Annotated in this window: 16 protein-coding genes; 13 read left to right on the forward strand and 3 right to left on the reverse strand. The window is 67.2% G+C overall.

Annotated features, from left to right (window positions below):
* Window positions 1-201 precede the first annotated feature (201 nt).
* From ABNF93_RS28755 to ABNF93_RS28805, 10 genes are all read left to right on the forward strand, one after another.
* Complete coding sequence (locus ABNF93_RS28755) at window positions 202-570, forward strand: DUF1622 domain-containing protein (RefSeq protein ID WP_349331352.1); 369 nt, start codon at window positions 202-204, stop codon at window positions 568-570.
* A gap of 109 nt (window positions 571-679) precedes the next feature.
* On the forward strand, window positions 680-2,209 hold the full coding sequence (locus ABNF93_RS28760; RefSeq protein WP_349331353.1) for a BNR repeat-containing protein: 1,530 nt from the start codon (window positions 680-682) through the stop codon (window positions 2,207-2,209).
* Between the two features lie 31 nt (window positions 2,210-2,240).
* Window positions 2,241-2,720, forward strand: coding sequence for a DUF2975 domain-containing protein (locus ABNF93_RS28765; RefSeq protein ID WP_349331354.1), 480 nt, complete (start codon window positions 2,241-2,243; stop codon window positions 2,718-2,720).
* On the forward strand, window positions 2,720-2,926 hold the full coding sequence (locus ABNF93_RS28770; RefSeq protein ID WP_349331355.1) for a helix-turn-helix domain-containing protein: 207 nt from the start codon (window positions 2,720-2,722) through the stop codon (window positions 2,924-2,926). Before ABNF93_RS28765 ends, ABNF93_RS28770 begins: the two co-directional genes overlap by 1 nt.
* A gap of 124 nt (window positions 2,927-3,050) precedes the next feature.
* Entirely contained in the window at window positions 3,051-4,505 is a 1,455-nt protein-coding gene (locus ABNF93_RS28780; RefSeq protein WP_502877642.1) for a sulfatase family protein, read from the forward strand.
* A 29-nt stretch (window positions 4,506-4,534) separates the two neighbouring features.
* Window positions 4,535-4,900 (forward strand): hypothetical protein, encoded by a 366-nt coding sequence (locus ABNF93_RS28785; RefSeq protein WP_349331356.1) that lies wholly within the window; start codon window positions 4,535-4,537, stop codon window positions 4,898-4,900.
* Window positions 4,901-4,943: 43 nt separating this feature from the next.
* Complete coding sequence (locus ABNF93_RS28790) at window positions 4,944-6,239, forward strand: MFS transporter (RefSeq protein ID WP_349331357.1); 1,296 nt, start codon at window positions 4,944-4,946, stop codon at window positions 6,237-6,239.
* Window positions 6,240-6,534: 295 nt separating this feature from the next.
* Window positions 6,535-7,551: a LacI family DNA-binding transcriptional regulator gene (locus tag ABNF93_RS28795; protein WP_502877643.1), complete on the forward strand. Its 1,017-nt coding sequence runs from the start codon at window positions 6,535-6,537 to the stop codon at window positions 7,549-7,551.
* 256 nt (window positions 7,552-7,807) lie between these two features.
* On the forward strand, window positions 7,808-8,899 hold the full coding sequence (locus ABNF93_RS28800; protein ID WP_349331358.1) for a hypothetical protein: 1,092 nt from the start codon (window positions 7,808-7,810) through the stop codon (window positions 8,897-8,899).
* Window positions 8,896-11,241 carry a discoidin domain-containing protein gene (locus ABNF93_RS28805; protein WP_349331359.1) on the forward strand — a complete coding sequence of 782 codons (2,346 nt, stop codon included), beginning with the start codon at window positions 8,896-8,898 and terminating at the stop codon, window positions 11,239-11,241. The genes ABNF93_RS28800 and ABNF93_RS28805 overlap by 4 nt, the downstream gene beginning before the upstream one ends.
* 8 nt (window positions 11,242-11,249) lie before the next feature.
* Here the strand turns inward: ABNF93_RS28805 and ABNF93_RS28810 are convergent, their stop codons facing one another.
* Window positions 11,250-11,453 carry a hypothetical protein gene (locus ABNF93_RS28810; protein WP_502877644.1) on the reverse strand — a complete coding sequence of 68 codons (204 nt, stop codon included), beginning with the start codon at window positions 11,451-11,453 and terminating at the stop codon, window positions 11,250-11,252.
* 323 nt (window positions 11,454-11,776) lie between these two features.
* On the opposite strand from ABNF93_RS28810, the gene ABNF93_RS28815 reads away from it, so the two are divergent.
* Window positions 11,777-12,322 carry an NUDIX domain-containing protein gene (locus ABNF93_RS28815; protein ID WP_349331360.1) on the forward strand — a complete coding sequence of 182 codons (546 nt, stop codon included), beginning with the start codon at window positions 11,777-11,779 and terminating at the stop codon, window positions 12,320-12,322.
* A 258-nt stretch (window positions 12,323-12,580) separates the two neighbouring features.
* On the opposite strand, the gene ABNF93_RS28820 is transcribed toward ABNF93_RS28815, so the two are convergent.
* Window positions 12,581-13,285 carry a tyrosine-protein phosphatase gene (locus tag ABNF93_RS28820; RefSeq protein WP_349331361.1) on the reverse strand — a complete coding sequence of 235 codons (705 nt, stop codon included), beginning with the start codon at window positions 13,283-13,285 and terminating at the stop codon, window positions 12,581-12,583.
* Window positions 13,286-13,477: 192 nt separating this feature from the next.
* On the opposite strand from ABNF93_RS28820, the gene ABNF93_RS28825 reads away from it, so the two are divergent.
* Entirely contained in the window at window positions 13,478-14,278 is an 801-nt protein-coding gene (locus ABNF93_RS28825; protein ID WP_349331362.1) for an SDR family oxidoreductase, read from the forward strand.
* Window positions 14,279-14,321: 43 nt separating this feature from the next.
* Window positions 14,322-14,981, forward strand: coding sequence for a DUF402 domain-containing protein (locus tag ABNF93_RS28830; protein WP_349331363.1), 660 nt, complete (start codon window positions 14,322-14,324; stop codon window positions 14,979-14,981).
* A 226-nt stretch (window positions 14,982-15,207) separates the two neighbouring features.
* On the opposite strand, the gene ABNF93_RS28835 is transcribed toward ABNF93_RS28830, so the two are convergent.
* On the reverse strand, window positions 15,208-16,494 hold the full coding sequence (locus ABNF93_RS28835) for an RNA polymerase sigma factor (RefSeq protein ID WP_349331364.1): 1,287 nt from the start codon (window positions 16,492-16,494) through the stop codon (window positions 15,208-15,210).
* Window positions 16,495-16,497: the final 3 nt, after the last annotated feature.

A 16,497-nucleotide genomic window follows, 5' to 3' on the forward strand; every position in this document is an offset into this window, starting at 1 on the left:
TGGGCATCAGCCACACCTCGAAGGGAACCTGTCGGGCGGGCTCGTCGGCTGGTCCGCGGATCGTCGACACCTGTGGACGGGTACAAGTCGAGCACGGGCCGACTCGCCGGCTCCGGCCTGGCCCAGGGGGAGGGCGTCCCGGCAGGGACCGACGTAGTGATCCTGGGGACGAGCTGAGGACGGGGCGGACAAGGGGGGATGGTGGAGTTCCAGCAGGTCGTGACGCTGGTGGGTATAGGCGTCGACTGCGTGGGCGTCGCCGCGATCGTGGTGGGAACGCTCGTCTCGACCGTCCTCGCGGTCGTCCAGCTCGCTCGCCACGAGGCAGGTGCGTACCGCGTCTACCGCCGTCGCATCGGGCGGTCGATCCTGCTCGGCCTGGAGTTTCTCGTCGCGGGCGACATCATCCGGACCGTCGCGGTCCAACCGACGTTCACCAGCGTCGGAGTGCTCGCCCTGATCGTGGCGATCCGTACGTTCCTCAGCTTCTCGCTCGAACTCGAGGTCACGGGGCGGTGGCCGTGGCGCAAGGCCGAGGAGGGCGTGGCGCCGGCCGCAAAGGTCGAATAGCACACGCACAACCCTTTTCTGGTTCGCAGAAGGCCGCGCATGGGTACCGACGTTTGTGCAGTGCCGATCGATCTCTTTTGGTCGTGTTCAAGGCGAGAGGTTCACACGCATGGCCTGGCTCCACCGCGGGTGCCTGCTCCTCGGCGCTGTGCTCGCGGCGTTCCTCATCGTCGTATCCACGTCGGAAGGACCTCACCAGTCCGGTGTCTCGCGGCGTAGCGATGCCATCCTCGATCCGGCGGCACGCGGCGTGATCACGTACGAGAACACCGCGAACATCGCCAGCTACCAGCAGGACGGCATCCTCACCTACCGCGGCTGGCAGTACACCGGCTGGTATCGCGACAGCGAACGCGCCGTCATCGCACGTCGTAAGCTCCCCTCCGGGCGCTGGCAGAGTACGGAGCTGGACGTCGACCTCTACCGCGATGACTCGCACAACACGATCGCCATGGCCGTGACGTCGTCCGATGGTCGCCTGCATGTCGCGTTCCCGACGCACAACGAGGGCATCCGCTACACGCGAACACGTCCAGGGGTCGCCAGCAGGCCGGGCGAGGTCCCGTGGACGTCGCGAGTCTTCGAGCGCACGCGACCATCGTGGCCCGGCGCACTGGAGGCTCCGAGGACTCTCACCTATCCGCGGTTCGAGGTGGTCCGTGGCCGCATGCTGCTGACGTACCGCGACGGCATCTCGGGCAACGGCCAGCAGGTGCTGCTGCGCTACGACGACACGCCTGCCGGCACCTGGTCGTTCCTCGGCAGCTACACGTCCAGCCAGGGCACCTACCGCTCGAAATACGGGACGAGCACCACGCGCAACGCCTACCTGCACGGCTTCACCGCCGACCCGGCAACGGGTGACCTGGCCATCACGTGGACCTGGCGGGAACATCCCAGCGGCTCATGCGACGGCGCCAGTGTCGGCAACCACGACACCGGCTACGCGGTCAGCCATGACGGCGGAATGACCTGGACCGGTAACCACGGCCGGGTGATCGGGCGCACCGGGACCCGGGACCTGATCGCGGTCCACGACCCGCACATCGTGCGAGGCATCCCGATCGACCGCGGTCTGATGAACCAGGAGTCCCAGGCGTTCGACCATGAGGGACGCCTCCATGTCATGACCAGCCGGGTGCGGGCGAGCGATCTCCACCCACTCGGCGGCTGTGCGCGCGACCTCTACGCCGACCGCAGGCGGTTCGCCCGCCCGTACCACGCCTGGCGTGACGATGACGGCACCTGGCACGAGACGGCGCTGCCCACCCGGCAGGGAAGTTCCGGACGGACGAAAATCGTCCTCGGGAACGACGACACCGCCTACGTGATCCTGCCCGACGCACGCATCATGGCCGCGACGGCGGCGAGCAGGTGGACCGACTGGCGGACGGTCTTCGCCGCCGGGGACGTCCGCAACGTGTCGGAGCTGATCATCGACCGCTCGCGGCTGGCCCTCGACGGCGTACTCTCGGTCGCCTATCAGGAACCACCGCGTCGCGCAGGCCTGCCGTCGGCCTTCCGGATCGCCGACTTCCACCTGGGTTCCACCGCTCCGCACCGCCCGAAGTCGCGGAACCCGGAACGGCCGCCGCTTCCTTACGAGGGGAGCCGACGCGAAACGGCAGGTATCGATTGACAGTCGATATAGAACAGCCCATACTCGATACATGGTTGCGGCGCATCGGGCGGTAGCCCCTCTCCGAGTCTTCCTCGTGTTGCTGTTCGGCGTCCTGGTCGTGTTCCAGGTCCTCTCCCTGCCTGGACAGTTCGCGCACATGGCTGCGGAGTCCCCGGACCAGGCGTACCTGAGGTGGCCGATGACCGCCGTGGCGGTGTTCTGGGTGCTGTGTGTTCAGGTCGTGATCGTGTCCACCTGGAAGTTGCTCACCATGGTCAAACACGACCGCATCTTCAGTCCGGCCTCCTTGGCCTGGGTGGATGCGATCGTGTGGGCCATCGCCGCGGCGTGGATGGTGCTTCTGGGCGTGTTCGTCTACGTCGGTCTCAACGCGGACGACCCGGGCGTACCGCTCCTGCTCCTCTTGATGGTCATAGGTGTCACTGTGCTCGGTCTCCTGATGGTGGTGATGCGTGCGCTGCTGCGGCAGGCCACCACGCTGCGGACCGACATGGAGGCGGTGATCTGATGCCCATCGTGGTGCGCATCGACGTCGAGTTGGCCAAGCGCAAGATGAGCGTCGGCGAATTCTCCGAGCAGGTCGGACTCACGCCGGCAAACGTGGCGGTACTGAAGAACGGCCGTGCCAAGGCGGTGCGCTTCAGCACCCTGGAAGCCATGTGCCGGGTGCTCGACTGCCAGCCCGGCGACCTGCTGGAGTGGGTCGAGGAGTGAACGCCGCCGTCATCGGCTGGCCGCCCCGCTGATATAACGAGGGCCGTGCCCATGGGGTCCACCCACCAGGTACTCGGGTGTCCCTTGGTAGCGGGTGCCGAACGAAGCTGTCAGGACGGTGTGCATGTCGGGGGACCGTAAGGTCGTGGGTCGGCGACACGTCAGCCGGAGACGGTTGCTCAAAGGTGCCGGCATCGCGGCGGCCGCCACGGCGGCCACGGTGGCGTGGCCACTGTACTCGGCCAGCACGAGACCCAACATCTCCACCAGGGTCACGGGAAGCGGCGCATCGGAAAAGCCAAACGTCTTGTTGATCATTACCGATGACCAACCCCTGCACACGGAGTGGGCGACACCGACTGCCGTGAGCTGGATTGCAGGTCAAGGAATTCGGTTCCGCAACGCCCACGCCACCACGCCGCTCTGTGCACCGTCTCGTGCGTCCATCTTCTCCGGTCGTTATGCGCACAACCACCGAGTGTTGGACAACGGGCATCCATCCAGGTTGGATCAGAACACCACAGTGCAGCGGCACCTTCAACAGGCCGGATACCGGACCGCGCTGTTTGGAAAGTACATCAACTACTGGGGCGTGAAGAACCCGCCGCCTCACTTCGACGAGTGGACTGTTGTGCGGCCCCGTTACGTCGACGCGCACTACAACGTCAACGGCATCGTCCAGATGATTCCCGGATACACCACCACGGTGCTGAGGGATCGACTCCTGGGATTTCTGGATCGGGCGGCGCTCGGCAGCAGCCCCTGGTTCGCGATCTTCACACCCAACGCTCCGCACCGGCCCTCCACCGCCGACGTGCCGTACGAAGGAAGCGAGGTCCCGTCCTGGAGTGGTCGGCCCTCGGTCCCGGAGAAGGACAAGCGAGACAAGCCGCCATTCGTTCGGAGTTCGCGTTACACGTTCGCCGACGGCGAGGACTTGCGTGCGCGGCAGCTACAGTCGCTGCGCTCTGTCGATGATGCGCTCCAAGCGGTCAGGGGCAAGCTGATCGAAACCGGTCAGCTCGACAACACGCTGGTGATCTACTGCTCGGATCACGGTTACCTCTGGGGCGACCACGCGCTGCTGGACAAGGCCCTTCCCTACGGCCCGGCACACCAAGTGCCGCTCTACCTGTCCTGGCCCGCTGCCGGCCTCGACTCGGGCACGGTCGACGATCGCATCGCCGCGAACATCGACCTCGCGCCGACCATCCTGGACGCCGCGCAGGTCGCCCCCACGACACCACAAGACGGCCGGTCGCTGTTGTCGAACTTTCGCCGCGAGCACATCCTGCTCGAAAGCTGGCGGTGGTCTTTTGATGTTCGCGGTGGACGGCCGACCTGGGCGTCCTATCTCAGCACCACGAGGCAGTACGTCGAGTACTACGACCTTCACACCAATTCCGCCGGCGACGAGGTGGGCAGCGGAAAGCTCTTCTTCCGCGAGTACTACGACCTGACCCGCGATCCGTATCAGCTGGATAACTTGCTTCACCACGCGACCCCGGCCGGGGAACGGGCCTTGGACATCCCCACCCTGGCCAAGCAACTCGCCGCCGACCGAAGCACGTGGGGCTGAACGACCTGGTCCTTGTAGCCTGGGGCGCTGTGACGAACCGAATGCACATGCCCCACATGTCCTGGCCGCCCGTCGCCATGATCGTGCGTTTCTTCGCGGCCACCGCCCTCGGCGTAGCGCTCCTGGCCGGTTGCAGCTCCGAAGGCGCCGCCACCGAGTGCGGTCTCGACCAGTGCACGGTCACCTTCGATCGAGGCGTCGAGGGCAACGCGAGCGTCCTCGGAGTCGACGCCCGGTTCGTCGGAACAGAGGGCGACCGGGCGACCGTCGAGGTCGCCGGTGAGCGGGTCACCCTGACCGCAGGCCAGCCGGCCACCGAGGTCGGTGGTCTGTCGGTCTCCGCGGAGAGCGTGACCGACTCCCAGGTGGTCGTACGCATCAGCCGGGGGAACTGACGTCACGTCGAGCCAGCGGGTCACGCGCAGGACACGCCTTCTGATGAAGCGTTCCTGGGTGCCGCCGACGACCTGGACAGTGCTCGGCGCCAGCGCCATGACGACGGTGGGCATCCTGCCGGTGTTCCTGCTCAGCTCCCAGTCTGTGTTCGTACGCGCGGACCTCGACTTCGACGAACGCAGATTCGGCGTCGCGGTGAGCGCCTTCTTCGTGGCCGCTGCGGCATCGGTGTTGCTTGGTGGTGGACTGGTCGATCGATGGGGACGTCGGACCAGCACCGCTGTCGCAGGGCTTCTCACCGCGGCCGGTGGCTTCGGGGTCGCCTGGGCGGCTCGGTCATGGCTGGTTCTCACCGTGGCGATGGTCATCCTTGGGGTCGCCAACGCGGCATGTCAGGTGACGTCGAACGTCACCATGGCCAAAGTGGTGCCAGCGCATCGGCAGGGGCTCGGATTCGGGGTGAAGCAGGCTGCCATCCCACTCGCGATCACCCTCGCGGGTCTTGCCGTTCCGACGGTCGGCGCGCTGCTCGGGTGGCGGTGGACCTTCGCGCTCACCGGCTTCGGCGGCCTGGCGATCGCTCTCGTGAGCCTGCGCCTTCCCAGCGCCACGGTCGCCGGCTCTCGCCCACTCGGTGCGCTCGATCGTCCCTCCACGGCGGCGCTGGTGACCACGATGATCGCGGTCAGCCTGGCCAGCGCTGCCGGCAACTCTCTCGGCGCTTTCGTGGCCTCCTGGGGGTTCCGGGTGGGTCTGACTCCGGACGTAGCGGGGCTGCTGATGGCGACGGGTAGCGCGGTGAACCTTGTCGTGCGGGTGGTTTCCGGGCACCTCGCCGACCGTCGGCACGGGCGCAACCTGCCGGTTGTCGCGGCCCAGATGCTCATCGGTGCGGCGGCCTTGGCGGTGTTGTCGTTCCCGTCCGAACCCACCGTGGTGGCGGCCGGCCTGATCGCGTTTGCGTTCGGATGGTCGTGGCCGGGGCTGCTGCTGTACGCCGTCGTCCGGGTCAGCAGGGACGCGCCCGGTGCTGCGAGCAGCTATCTCCAGGCAGGAGCTTTCGTCGGTGGAGCGGCAGGACCGGCACTCTTCGGCGCGGTGGTCGCCGCGAGCGGATACGAGACTGCCTGGCGGGTCGCCGCCATGCTGTTCGCCGTCGCGGCACTGCTGGTCATCGTGGCCCGAAGGATGTTCATCGCCGACCTGATCGCCCGGCCACCCGTGCACCCCATCGGCTACGGCGGGGGACGTGAGGCGCCGGCGTACACGACCTCTTCGCGGCCGATCTCTCAGGGTCAGCAGTCTGGCGCAGAAGGCCACTCTCCACCGGACACCTAGCCGTCCATCATGGTTCAGCAACCGGGGTTGCCGTTGCGCCCTTGCCAGGTGAACGGGGACGGTTATGCCGAGATCCGGAACGGTGTAGCGACCCCCGCCCTCGGACGTTTCGCACGAGTTGAGGCACGGCTTCGCATGAGGGGCGCCCTGCGCCAACGGCGTGCCCTACGCCACGCTTGGGACGGCGCACGGCGACCGATCGCAGCCGGACGATGTTATCGATGTCATTCGTAACATCACCACGTAGGATCTGGCCAAGACGGACCTCGCGGGCCAGCCGCGGAAAGGGAGCGACATGACCGAGGCCACCGAGCGCCCCGCCAGGCAGCCGAGCATGGCTGACGTGGCGCGGACCGCCGGTGTCTCGGCGCAGACGGTCTCACGCGCGCTCCGTGACTCGCCGAACGTCAGCCCTGAGACAAGGCGGCGCGTGCTGACCGCCGTGGAGCAGCTCGGCTACCGGTTCAACAACGCCGCCCGCATGCTCTCTTCGGGGCGGAGCCACACCATCGGGCTCATACTGCTGCAGTCCGGCGGATACTACGCCCGCTCGGCGGTGACCGCCGGCGTCGAGGCTGCTGCGGGAGAGGCCGGGTTCGCGGTGAGCATCGCGACCATCGCCGCTCTCGACACCGGCATGATGGAGCGGTCCCTGTCCAAGCTCGCGGAGCAGGGCGTCGACGGCATCGTCATCGCCGTGCCGCTCATTGCCACGACGCAGAAGATGGAGGACATCACTCGGGACATCCCGACCGTCACCCTCGACGGCTCGCGGACGGCGGGCGCCCGGGTGCTCGGGATCGACCAGCAGGAGGCGGGCCGTGTCGCCACGCAACACCTGCTCGACCTGGGGCACCGCCAGGTCTGGCACATCGCCGGGCCGGACGAGTGGATCGAGGCGCGCCAACGGCGGCAGGGATGGCAGGAGTGCCTGGCCGCCGCCGGGATCGAGGCGCCGCCGCCGCTCGAGGGCGACTGGTCCCCCGACTCGGGATATCGGCTCGGGAAAATCATCGCGATGATCCCGGACGTGACCGCAGTATTCGCGGCCAGCGACGAGATGGCCTTCGGAGTGATCCGCGCCATGCGCGAGCGCGGGCGGTCGGTGCCCGACGACCTGTCCATCGTGAGCGTCGACGACATCGCATTGGCGGCGTACTGCTCGCCCCCACTGACCACCGTGCGGCAGGACTTCTACAGCTGCGGCGCGACGGCCGTCGCCCTGCTGCTCGACCGGGCAGGTGCCGGGGCTTCTGATGTTCCCGCGACGCTGACGATCCGTGCCTCTACCGCGCCACCACCCGCGCGTTGATCTGCTCGTTGCCGGTCTGTGACGATCTCTTGCGCGCGCATGTTATCGATGCCATGCTTTGCTCCGATCGGCCGAGTCATCGCGTTTCTCGACCTGGGTGGCACGGGGTTGCGGCGGACTGGCGCCCGACGTAACCGCTCCGGACGAGCTCTGTTCTTGCGTCCGCGTGGCGCTGTCCACGGAAGGAGCCCGTACCAATGGGAAGATCACTCGTTCTCGCGGGCACTACGGTCACGGCACTCGGTCTGCTCTCCGGATGCCTGACCGGCGGGGACGGCTCCACCGGCGTGCGGTGAGCACGCTGTCCCGCCGGGCCGTCGCCGCCCTGAGCGCCGGCGTGTGTGTAGCCATCGCCGCGCTCGCGGTCACCGCCATCGTGCTCGCCCGCCCGGCGGGCGAGGACGCCTCGATCGACGGGTACACCGTGACCCGCGACGAGCTGCTCTTCCACCTGCGGCGGCTCGAACCGACGGTTCAGAACGAGCTGCGCAACGAGCATCGACTGCAGGGCGCGATCGACTGGACCACGCCGGTCGGCGACGGCACCGCTCTCGACCAGCTCACCTCTCGTGCGCTCGACGAGATCTGGCGCGACAAGACCACACTCATTCTCGCCGAGGAGCGCGGGCTCGGCGTCGCGATCGACCACGAGGACTTCCTCGCCCAGCTGGCCGACGAGAACGAGCGACGTGCCGACGCCCTCGCGAGGGGCGAGGTCGTCTACGGCGTCACGGCGTTCTCGCCCGAGGAGTACTACTCACACCGGCTCACCGAGATCACGACCGCCCTGAAGGAACGACTCAGCGCTGCCGCCGGTGACCCGCTCTGGGTCGACGACGGCGATGTCCGGCGCGCGTTCGACGCGGACCGGGAGGCGTGGAGCGCCAACGCGACCACCTACAGCTACTCGAAGCTCGTCGTCCGGGTGCCCGAAGGCGACGGCGCCTCCACGGACTACGCGGCACGCCTGAACCGGCGGGTGGCCGCCGCCGGGCGACTTGCGGACGTCGCCGCCCGGGAGCCCGGTGCCACGCTCACGACCGATACGTACGACGGCGGCTTGGCAGGGGCGAACGCCCACGACCAGGACCTCATGACGCTGCTCGGGGACCTCGCCCCGGGGGAGATCTCCGCCCCGGTCATGGGCACTGGCCAGGTCACCTACTACGAGCTCGACGGCAGGTCCGTCGACGAGAGCGCAGCGCTCGCCGACTACTCCCGGCGCATCCGCCAGGTGCTCATCGAGGAGAGGTTCAAGCAGTTCCTCGAGCGCCGGATCGCCACCAGCGACATCGAGGTCGACGCCGAGGCGTTGGACGCCATCAACGCAAAGGATGTGCAGGAATGAAGCCTGTCGCTACCGCACCACCACCCCCCGGAGCGCCGACGCGCCGACGACCCTCTTCGCGGGCGCTCCGCAGGGGCCTCGTCGCCCTGCTCGCCGCGCTCCTCACCGGATCGCTCGTGACCGTCATGCCGGCCGCCGCAGCTCCAAGCGGCGTCGCCGCCGCCAAGCCGAGCTGGCCGGGCAACACGCCCAACCCGAACGGCGGCACGGACTACTTCATCGACGCGACGAACGGTTCCGACAACGCCGGCGGCACATCGCCGGAGTCCGCCTGGCGCAGCCTCGCCAAGGCGAACGCGACGACGTTCGCGCCCGGTGACCGCATCCTGCTCAAGGCCGGCGAGCAGTGGCATGACGAGCAACTGTGGCCGAAGGGCTCGGGCAGCGCAGGCCGGCCGATCACCATCTCGGCGTACGGCGATCCGCGCGCCGGCCGGCCGTACATCGCGACGAACGGCAACGTGCCGAGCCCGTTCAACGCGGACGGCACGAAGAATCCCGAGACGGTGGGTCTGACCGGCGCCATCGTCCTGCGCAACCAGCAGTACTTCGAGATCAACAACGTCGAGCTGTCCAACGACGACGACTTCGCCACCGACATCACCACAGAACGAGTCGTCCGCGACGGAATCATGGTGTCGGTCAACGCCGACCTCCTGGCCGACGGCGCGGACAACATCATGGACCACTTCCGCATCTTCGATGTCTACGTCCACAACACCGACGGCCCGAGCTTCTGGCAGCAGATGCACTACGGCGGCATCAACTTCCAGGTCTTCGGCAGCCGCAACTACCGGGAGTACGGCACCGGCGGCTACTACTTCCAGGATGTCCGGATCGAGAACAACACCTTCGAGAACGTCGAGCTGCACGCCATCCAGTTCGCGTTCAACTGGTTCGGCGACCGCACAGCCGACTCCGGACAGTACGACGAGAACGGGAAGTGGCATGAGGGCTGGGAACAGCTGTGGGTGCGCACCCGCGACCTCTACAGCCGGGACGTCTACATCGGCCACAACTACGCCGAGAGTATCGGCCAGGGTGCGATCCAGCTCGCCAACACCAAGAACATGACGGTCGAGTACAACGAGGTGAACGGGTTCCTCGAGCGCTACAACTCGGTGTCCGTCGCGCTCTATCTGTGGGCGGGCGCTGACTCGGTCATGCAGTACAACGAGGTCTACGGCGGCCCGTACAACGAGTTCGACGGCACCCCGTGGGACCTGGAGTACACGAACTTCAACGTCACGTACCAGTTCAACTACTCACACGACAACCCGGCCGGCTGGATGTCGTACATGGGCAACAGCTCCAACTCGGTCGCCCGCTACAACCTGAGCGTCAACGACAACGGCGTGCTCGTGAAGAACATGCTGTCCACGAACTACTCACCGACGTACTTCGTGAACAACACCTTTGTCTACGACGGCGCGGAAATGGACTACTTCCACGACGAGACGTTCCTGTCCAGGGTCTACTTCCTGAACAACATCTTCTACAACTACTCGACGACTGAGTCGACGCCGTGGTACCGCCGGACCGACGCCCTCCGCCACGCGGTGTTCTCGAACAACGACTTCTACGAGGCGAGCGGCAGCCACTCCAGCCAGGAACCGGCGGACCCGAACGGGCTGCGGGTCGACCCGAGGTTCGTGGGCAACCCGACTTCATACCTCACCGGGGCGGGCGTGGACAGGATTCGGAAGGCCGCGGCCCAGTTCCGGCTACGTGATGAGTCCCCGCTGATCGACGCCGGCCGGTACAACGCGCACCTGGGATCCGAGGACTTCCTCGGTACGCACATCTACTACGGCGACGCCCCGGACATCGGCATCGCGGAGAGCCGGATCGGCGAGAAGGTCACCAACCCGGTGGACGATGACCCGATCGAGGAGGAGCCCGGCAACCGGGTCAACCTCGCGCTCGACAAGCCGGTCGCCGCGAGCTCGACCCACCCGGGGGCAGGCGGCACGCTCGGCGCGGAGAAGTTGACCGATGGCGACCTGACGACCCGGTGGGCGGCAGCCGATGACGCGGCCTACCCGATCACGCTCGACATCGACTTCGGTGCGGATACCACGTTCGAAGAGGTGTACCTGGACGAGTACACCGACGGGGGCACCAACCCGCGGGTGCAGTCGTTCGAGCTGCAGCGGTGGGACGTGGGGACGGGCGAGTGGGTGACGTTCGCGAGCCACGACGACGGCATCGGCCACGACCTCACCGTGACCGGCTTCGGCAGCGTCACGACCTCCAGACTGCGGGTGGCGCTCACCGAGCAGATCGCCACCGAGGTCTACACCCCGACCATGACCGAGATCGCCGTGTACCGAACCGGCTAGGACACGCCCTAGGTCTCGGCCGGCGGCGTTGCCTCCCACGCTCCCTCGGCGTCCCAGCGCTCGAGGTCGCGCAGCCATGCGCGGGCATTGCCGTCGGACGGCGCACGCCAGTCGCCGCGCGGGGAGAGTGCGCCGGCCGCGGACACCTTCGGCCCGCTGGGCAGTGCCGAGCGCTTGTATTGGGCGAAGCCGAAGAAGCGCCGGCAGAGCACCCGGTCGCCGGTTCGAGTACTTGGCGATCTACCAGGGACGGATCGTCTCTCCGCTTCCCTTCACCCCGAATGACGAGATGGCAGACAGCATGTGGTGGGACCCAGGCGAGGACCTGGCCGACCTCCACCCGATAGACGCCGCTCTCGCACACCTGTGCCCTTGAGCTAGTGGCTCGAGCCCGCGCGCGTGTACGCGTGCTGCGCCACTGCGCGACGAGCACGCCGAGTGTTCACGCCATGCGCTTGCGGAGGGAGGGGCGGGCCAGTCCACATCGACGGCGAGCCCGCAGCAGGGCCTGACTGTGTATCTGTACGGTGTGGCAGTGACTACGACGGAGTCGAACCAAGCTGACTTCAGGGCGACGCTTCCTCGAAAGCGGATGGCAGCCGGCGCGTTACTCTTCGACCCAACAGCCCGCATACTTCTTGTTCAGCCCACGTACAAGAACTCCTGGGAGATTCCCGGCGGAGTGGTGGAGGCTGACGAGTCACCACACAGGGCCGTGTGCCGGGAGTTGCAGGAGGAGCTGGGCCTTCGCCGGGCGCGGCTCGACCTGCTCTGTGTCGACTGGGTGTCATCACATGAGGGCAAGCCTGAGGGCGTGATGTTCGTGTTCGACGGGGGGACGGTCCAAACTGAGGAGGTTTCGGCGATCACTCTGCCCGAGGACGAGCTGCGCGGCTGGGCGTTCTGTACTCGCGAAGAGGCAGAAAGGCTGTTGTCGCCGAGACTTGCGCGCCGGGTTATAGCGTCCCTGTCTGCTCGATCCGCTGGAAGAGCTGTATATCTGGAGAACGCGCGCCTGTTCGATCGGCCCGGCTCGGACAACGAGGAGCAGGATGGGGCAGCCTGGACCACACCCGGCTGATCCGGTCGCGCAGTTCGAGCTTCAGGCTTCAACAAACCATCATTTCCTGACAACCGCCGCCGAGTGCCCGAAACCAGCCAACGGCGACCAGGGCGCGACCCTCGCGCACGAAGACAGACAACTCGTGTCGGTTCCCGAACACACTCAGAGCATGCGGGACTTCCCGTATTGCTCTCCAAGGAGTCCTGGCGGAGAGGTGTCCATCTCAGCAAGCCATGAGTTCGTCACGGGTATGGGCAACGATCGCACGGCGTCGTTCTACTGCTGAGTGAGTCGCACGCGAAAGGTACGGATCTGCGTCGCGGTGACGCCGCTTGCCATGAAGTAGGCCTCAGCACTGCCGTGCAGGTGGTCCACGTGTTCGAGTGCTTGGAGAATGGTTTCTGGCCTCGCTCTCCTCATCATCCGCCGCCGTTGGTCGTGAGCGGGGTCGCCGACGTGCGGCAGTACAGCGTCACCGACTCTCATGGCTTGTTCGCTGGCGGCATAGTCTTCCGCGATAGCGGACCGTGGCAGTCCGATCACGTCGAGCACGAGCGCGATGAGCATGCCGGTGCGGTCTTTACCCGCTGAGCAATGCACGACCACCGCTCCCTCCTCCACGCCGGTGATCCCAACCAGGGCCGCTGCGATGCGGCGAGCGTTGCGGTCGATGCTGCCGCGGTAGAGATCGGCGAGGGTGCGCTCGGCTGCCGGCTTGCGCTCGTGATCGCGGGTCTCGTCGATAAAGGGCATCTTCCGGTACGAAGGATCGTTCTGGAACGGGTGTGCCTGCTGTGGCATCTCCCACGGCGATCGAAGGTCCACGATCCGCGCTATGCCGCCAGCCCTGATCGTCTCCAGGCCTTGAGGGGTCAGGCGATCCAAGGTGTCCGCACGGATCAGGACGCCCGAGCGAGTCTGCCCGCCAAGGTCACGAACATTTCGGCAGTCCGGCCAGACAATGCGTCGTGTCTCGAACACGCCACGAGTCATGACTGACGGCTCCGGCGAGCGGACATGTCCTGGTCCATGACGCCCGAGAATAGGCCACCGTCTGCGTCCGGCCGCTCGGGGAAGATGCTGCGAGCTGGGCCAGATAGTCTCCCTTCCGTGAGATCTTCAGCTGGCAAACAGCGCGCGGCGTAGGACACAGATTTAGGGACCCCGGTGACGATGAGCATCGAGCAGACCAAGGCCGACCGTGGCCGTAATCCTTCCGACGTCCCCCGCCCGGTCGCGCTGGTCACCGGCGTGGGCCGCACCGTCGGTATCGGAGCAGGAATAGCCCGCCGATTGGCGGCGTCAGGCTGGGACATCGCCTTCACCTACTGGACCGCATACGACGATCGCATGACCTGGGGTATCGAGCCCGGAGCGGCCGGCGCGATCGACAGATCCCTTGCCGAGCACGGCGCTGCCACGGCCGCGATCGAGGCGAACCTCGGTGACGCAGGCGCCCCGTCGCGCATCTTCGATGCGACCGAACGCCGACTTGGCGGTGTCACCGCCCTGGTGATGTGCCACTGCGAGTCGGTCGCCTCCGGCCTGCTCGACACCACCGTCGAAAGCTTCGACCGGCATTTCGCCGTCAACGCACGCGCCACCTGGCAGCTGATCCGCGAGTACGGTCGCCGCTTCCACGCCACACCTGGAACGGGACGGATCATCGGTCTCACCAGCGATCACACCGTCGGTAACCTCCCCTATGGAGCGAGCAAGGCAGCCCTGGACCGCATCATCCTGGCCGCCGCCCGCGAACTCGCCCACCTTGGCATCAGCTCCAACGTCATCAACCCAGGGCCGATAGACACCGGCTGGATGACAGACGACGTGCGGGCCAGCGGCATCCGCCAGACACCGCTCGGCCGCCTCGGAACACCGCAAGACACCGCGCACCTCGTGGACTTTCTCTGCTCGCCGCAAGGGCAGTGGATCAACGGCCAATTGCTGATGAGCAACGGCGGCTTCGCGTAATTGTCCAGCGAAGTCGAGCTTCGTGGCACGTAAGGTTCATCAGATGACACTCGCAAGGCGCTTCGTACCCGGCGAACTCGTGCTGTTGCGGACGATCCAGGACGGCCTGCCAGGGGTCGAGCCGCGGCACATCGGTTACACGATGCCGACCCGGATGATCGCCGACGACGCTGAAGCGATAGCGCTCTACCATCCACCGGGGCAGCACGCGAAGCGGAGGTCCGGCAACCGCAGTACAGGGCCCTGGGGTCCGCGCATCATGCCCGGTGACTGGGATGGTGGCTACGAGGACGATGCCGTCTACCACGGACCTGGCGTAGTCCGGCTCCACGTAGTCGCCGACGGCTACTCGATCATCCGTACCTGGGACCACGAGACCGGTCAGTTCCAGGGCTGGTATGTCAACCTCGAACTGCCTTGGCAACGTTCGGCCCCTGGCTTCGACAGCAAAGACCTCGTTCTCGACGTCGTGGCCACAGACGATCTGTCGGCGTGGAAGTGGAAGGACGAGGACGAGTTCTCCTGGGCGCAAGAGGTCGGGCTCCTGACTCCGGACCAAGCCGTACTCGCCGAGGCCCAAGCGCGCAAGGCGATCGCCACGTTGGAGGCACGGGCCTGGCCCTTCGACGCCGACTGGAGCCGGTGGACGCCCAGCCTCGACTGGTCGGTCCCGCTCGTACCAGAGGAATTCCACCGCCTCTGACATCCGAAAGCACAGAAGATCCGGAGCGCGGGTCATCGTCGCGTGGCCGTTACACGAACCCTCTCGCCGGACACCCCACACACCCGTCGTACGTCGGTGATGCGCAAGGCGTGGTGTGAGGGAGTCGGTGTGACGATCAGGACGCAGGACGGCGTCCATCACCACGACATCGCTCAACATCACTCGCGGCGCGGCAGTCGACTGAGAGGTTCCGGTCGTGAGCCGGTCAGCCGAGGTCGGCGACCTTACGCTCCAGCACGGCGCGTTCGCGCTCGTTGCCGCACAGGTGGAGGGCGAGCTGCAGTTCGGCGCGCGCCTCGTCGATGCGTCCCAGGCGGGTGAGCAGCTCGCCGCGAACGGTCGGGAGCAGGTGCGAGCTCGACAGCACCTCGGCGGCAACGAGCTCGTCCACGACCGGCAGCGCCGCCGCCGGTCCCTGTGCCATGGAGACCGCCACTGCCCGGTTGAGGTCGACCACAGGCGATGGCGCGAGCCGGCCGAGTGCCTCGTAGAGGAGCACGATGCGTTCCCAGTTCGTCGCGTCGACCGACGGGGCGACGGCATGGCATTCGGCGATCGCCGCCTGCAGGCCGTACGCGCCCAGGCCCCGGCCGACCTGCTCCGCGCGGGCGAGCGCGGCTTGTCCGCGGCGGATCGCGGCGCGGTCCCAGCGGCGGCGGTCCTGGTGTTCCAGCAGCACCGGCTCGCCGTCCGATCCAATGCGGGCGGGGAAGCGCGCCGCGGTCAGCTCCAGCAGAGCCAGCAGGCCGTGGACCTCGGGTTCGTTCGGCACCAGCCGGGCCAGCATCCGCGCGACGCGCTGTGCCTCGCTCGCGAGGTCGAGTCGGATCAGATCCTCACCGGAGCTGGCCGAGGACCCTTCGGTGAAGATCAGGTAGACCACGGTGAGCACCGATCCGAGCCGCTCGGCCCGCTCCTTCGCCGGTGGCACCTCGAACGGCACCCGGGCCGCTCCGAGGGTCTTCTTCGCCCGGGTGATTCGGGCCTGCACGGTCGCGGTCGGGACGAGGAACGCCTTGGCGATCTCGTCGCTCGTCAGACCACCGACCACCCGCAGGGTGAGCGCGACCCTCGCCTCCCGCGACAGCACGGGGTGGCAGGAGATGAACATCAACGCGAGCATGTCGTCGTCGATCTGGTCCGGATCCCACAGCACGTCCTCGCCGTCTCGGACCGGATCGGCTGGTGCGCTCCCCGAGACGACGCCGCCCTCGCCCAGGTTCTGAGCGAGGGCGGCGTACCGCTCGTCAAGGGCAGAGCGCCGGCGGAAGGCGTCGATCGCGCGGCGCCGGCCGACGGTGAGCAACCACCCCGCCGGGTTGCGGGGCACACCCTCGCGCGGCCAGGTCACCAGTGCCTCGGCAAACGCCTCCTGGGCGAGGTCCTCGGCCAGCGCGAAGTCGCCGGTGTACCGGGCGAGCGCACCGACGATCCGGGCGGACTCGATCCGCCAGACAGCGCCGACGGCCTCACGGCCGGTGGGATCAGCCATCCC

Origin of the sequence: Actinopolymorpha sp. B9G3, from assembly GCF_040120725.1 — a bacterium.
GTDB lineage: Bacteria > Actinomycetota > Actinomycetes > Propionibacteriales > Actinopolymorphaceae > Thermasporomyces.

What these genes read in the sequence shown, in the direction of transcription:
- ABNF93_RS28760 (WP_349331353.1), top strand. Translation starts at nt 680, where the DNA reads ATGGCCTGGCTCCACCGCGGGTGCCTGCTCCTCGGCGCTGTGCTCGCG.
- ABNF93_RS28805 (WP_349331359.1), top strand. Translation starts at nt 8,896, where the DNA reads ATGAAGCCTGTCGCTACCGCACCACCACCCCCCGGAGCGCCGACGCGC.
- ABNF93_RS28800 (WP_349331358.1), top strand. Translation starts at nt 7,808, where the DNA reads ATGCCTGACCGGCGGGGACGGCTCCACCGGCGTGCGGTGAGCACGCTG.
- ABNF93_RS28795 (WP_502877643.1), top strand. Translation starts at nt 6,535, where the DNA reads ATGACCGAGGCCACCGAGCGCCCCGCCAGGCAGCCGAGCATGGCTGAC.
- ABNF93_RS28780 (WP_502877642.1), top strand. Translation starts at nt 3,051, where the DNA reads ATGTCGGGGGACCGTAAGGTCGTGGGTCGGCGACACGTCAGCCGGAGA.
- ABNF93_RS28825 (WP_349331362.1), top strand. Translation starts at nt 13,478, where the DNA reads ATGAGCATCGAGCAGACCAAGGCCGACCGTGGCCGTAATCCTTCCGAC.
- ABNF93_RS28770 (WP_349331355.1), top strand. Translation starts at nt 2,720, where the DNA reads ATGCCCATCGTGGTGCGCATCGACGTCGAGTTGGCCAAGCGCAAGATG.
- ABNF93_RS28835 (WP_349331364.1), bottom strand. Translation starts at nt 16,494, where the DNA reads ATGGCTGATCCCACCGGCCGTGAGGCCGTCGGCGCTGTCTGGCGGATC.
- ABNF93_RS28830 (WP_349331363.1), top strand. Translation starts at nt 14,322, where the DNA reads ATGACACTCGCAAGGCGCTTCGTACCCGGCGAACTCGTGCTGTTGCGG.
- ABNF93_RS28790 (WP_349331357.1), top strand. Translation starts at nt 4,944, where the DNA reads ATGAAGCGTTCCTGGGTGCCGCCGACGACCTGGACAGTGCTCGGCGCC.
- ABNF93_RS28765 (WP_349331354.1), top strand. Translation starts at nt 2,241, where the DNA reads ATGGTTGCGGCGCATCGGGCGGTAGCCCCTCTCCGAGTCTTCCTCGTG.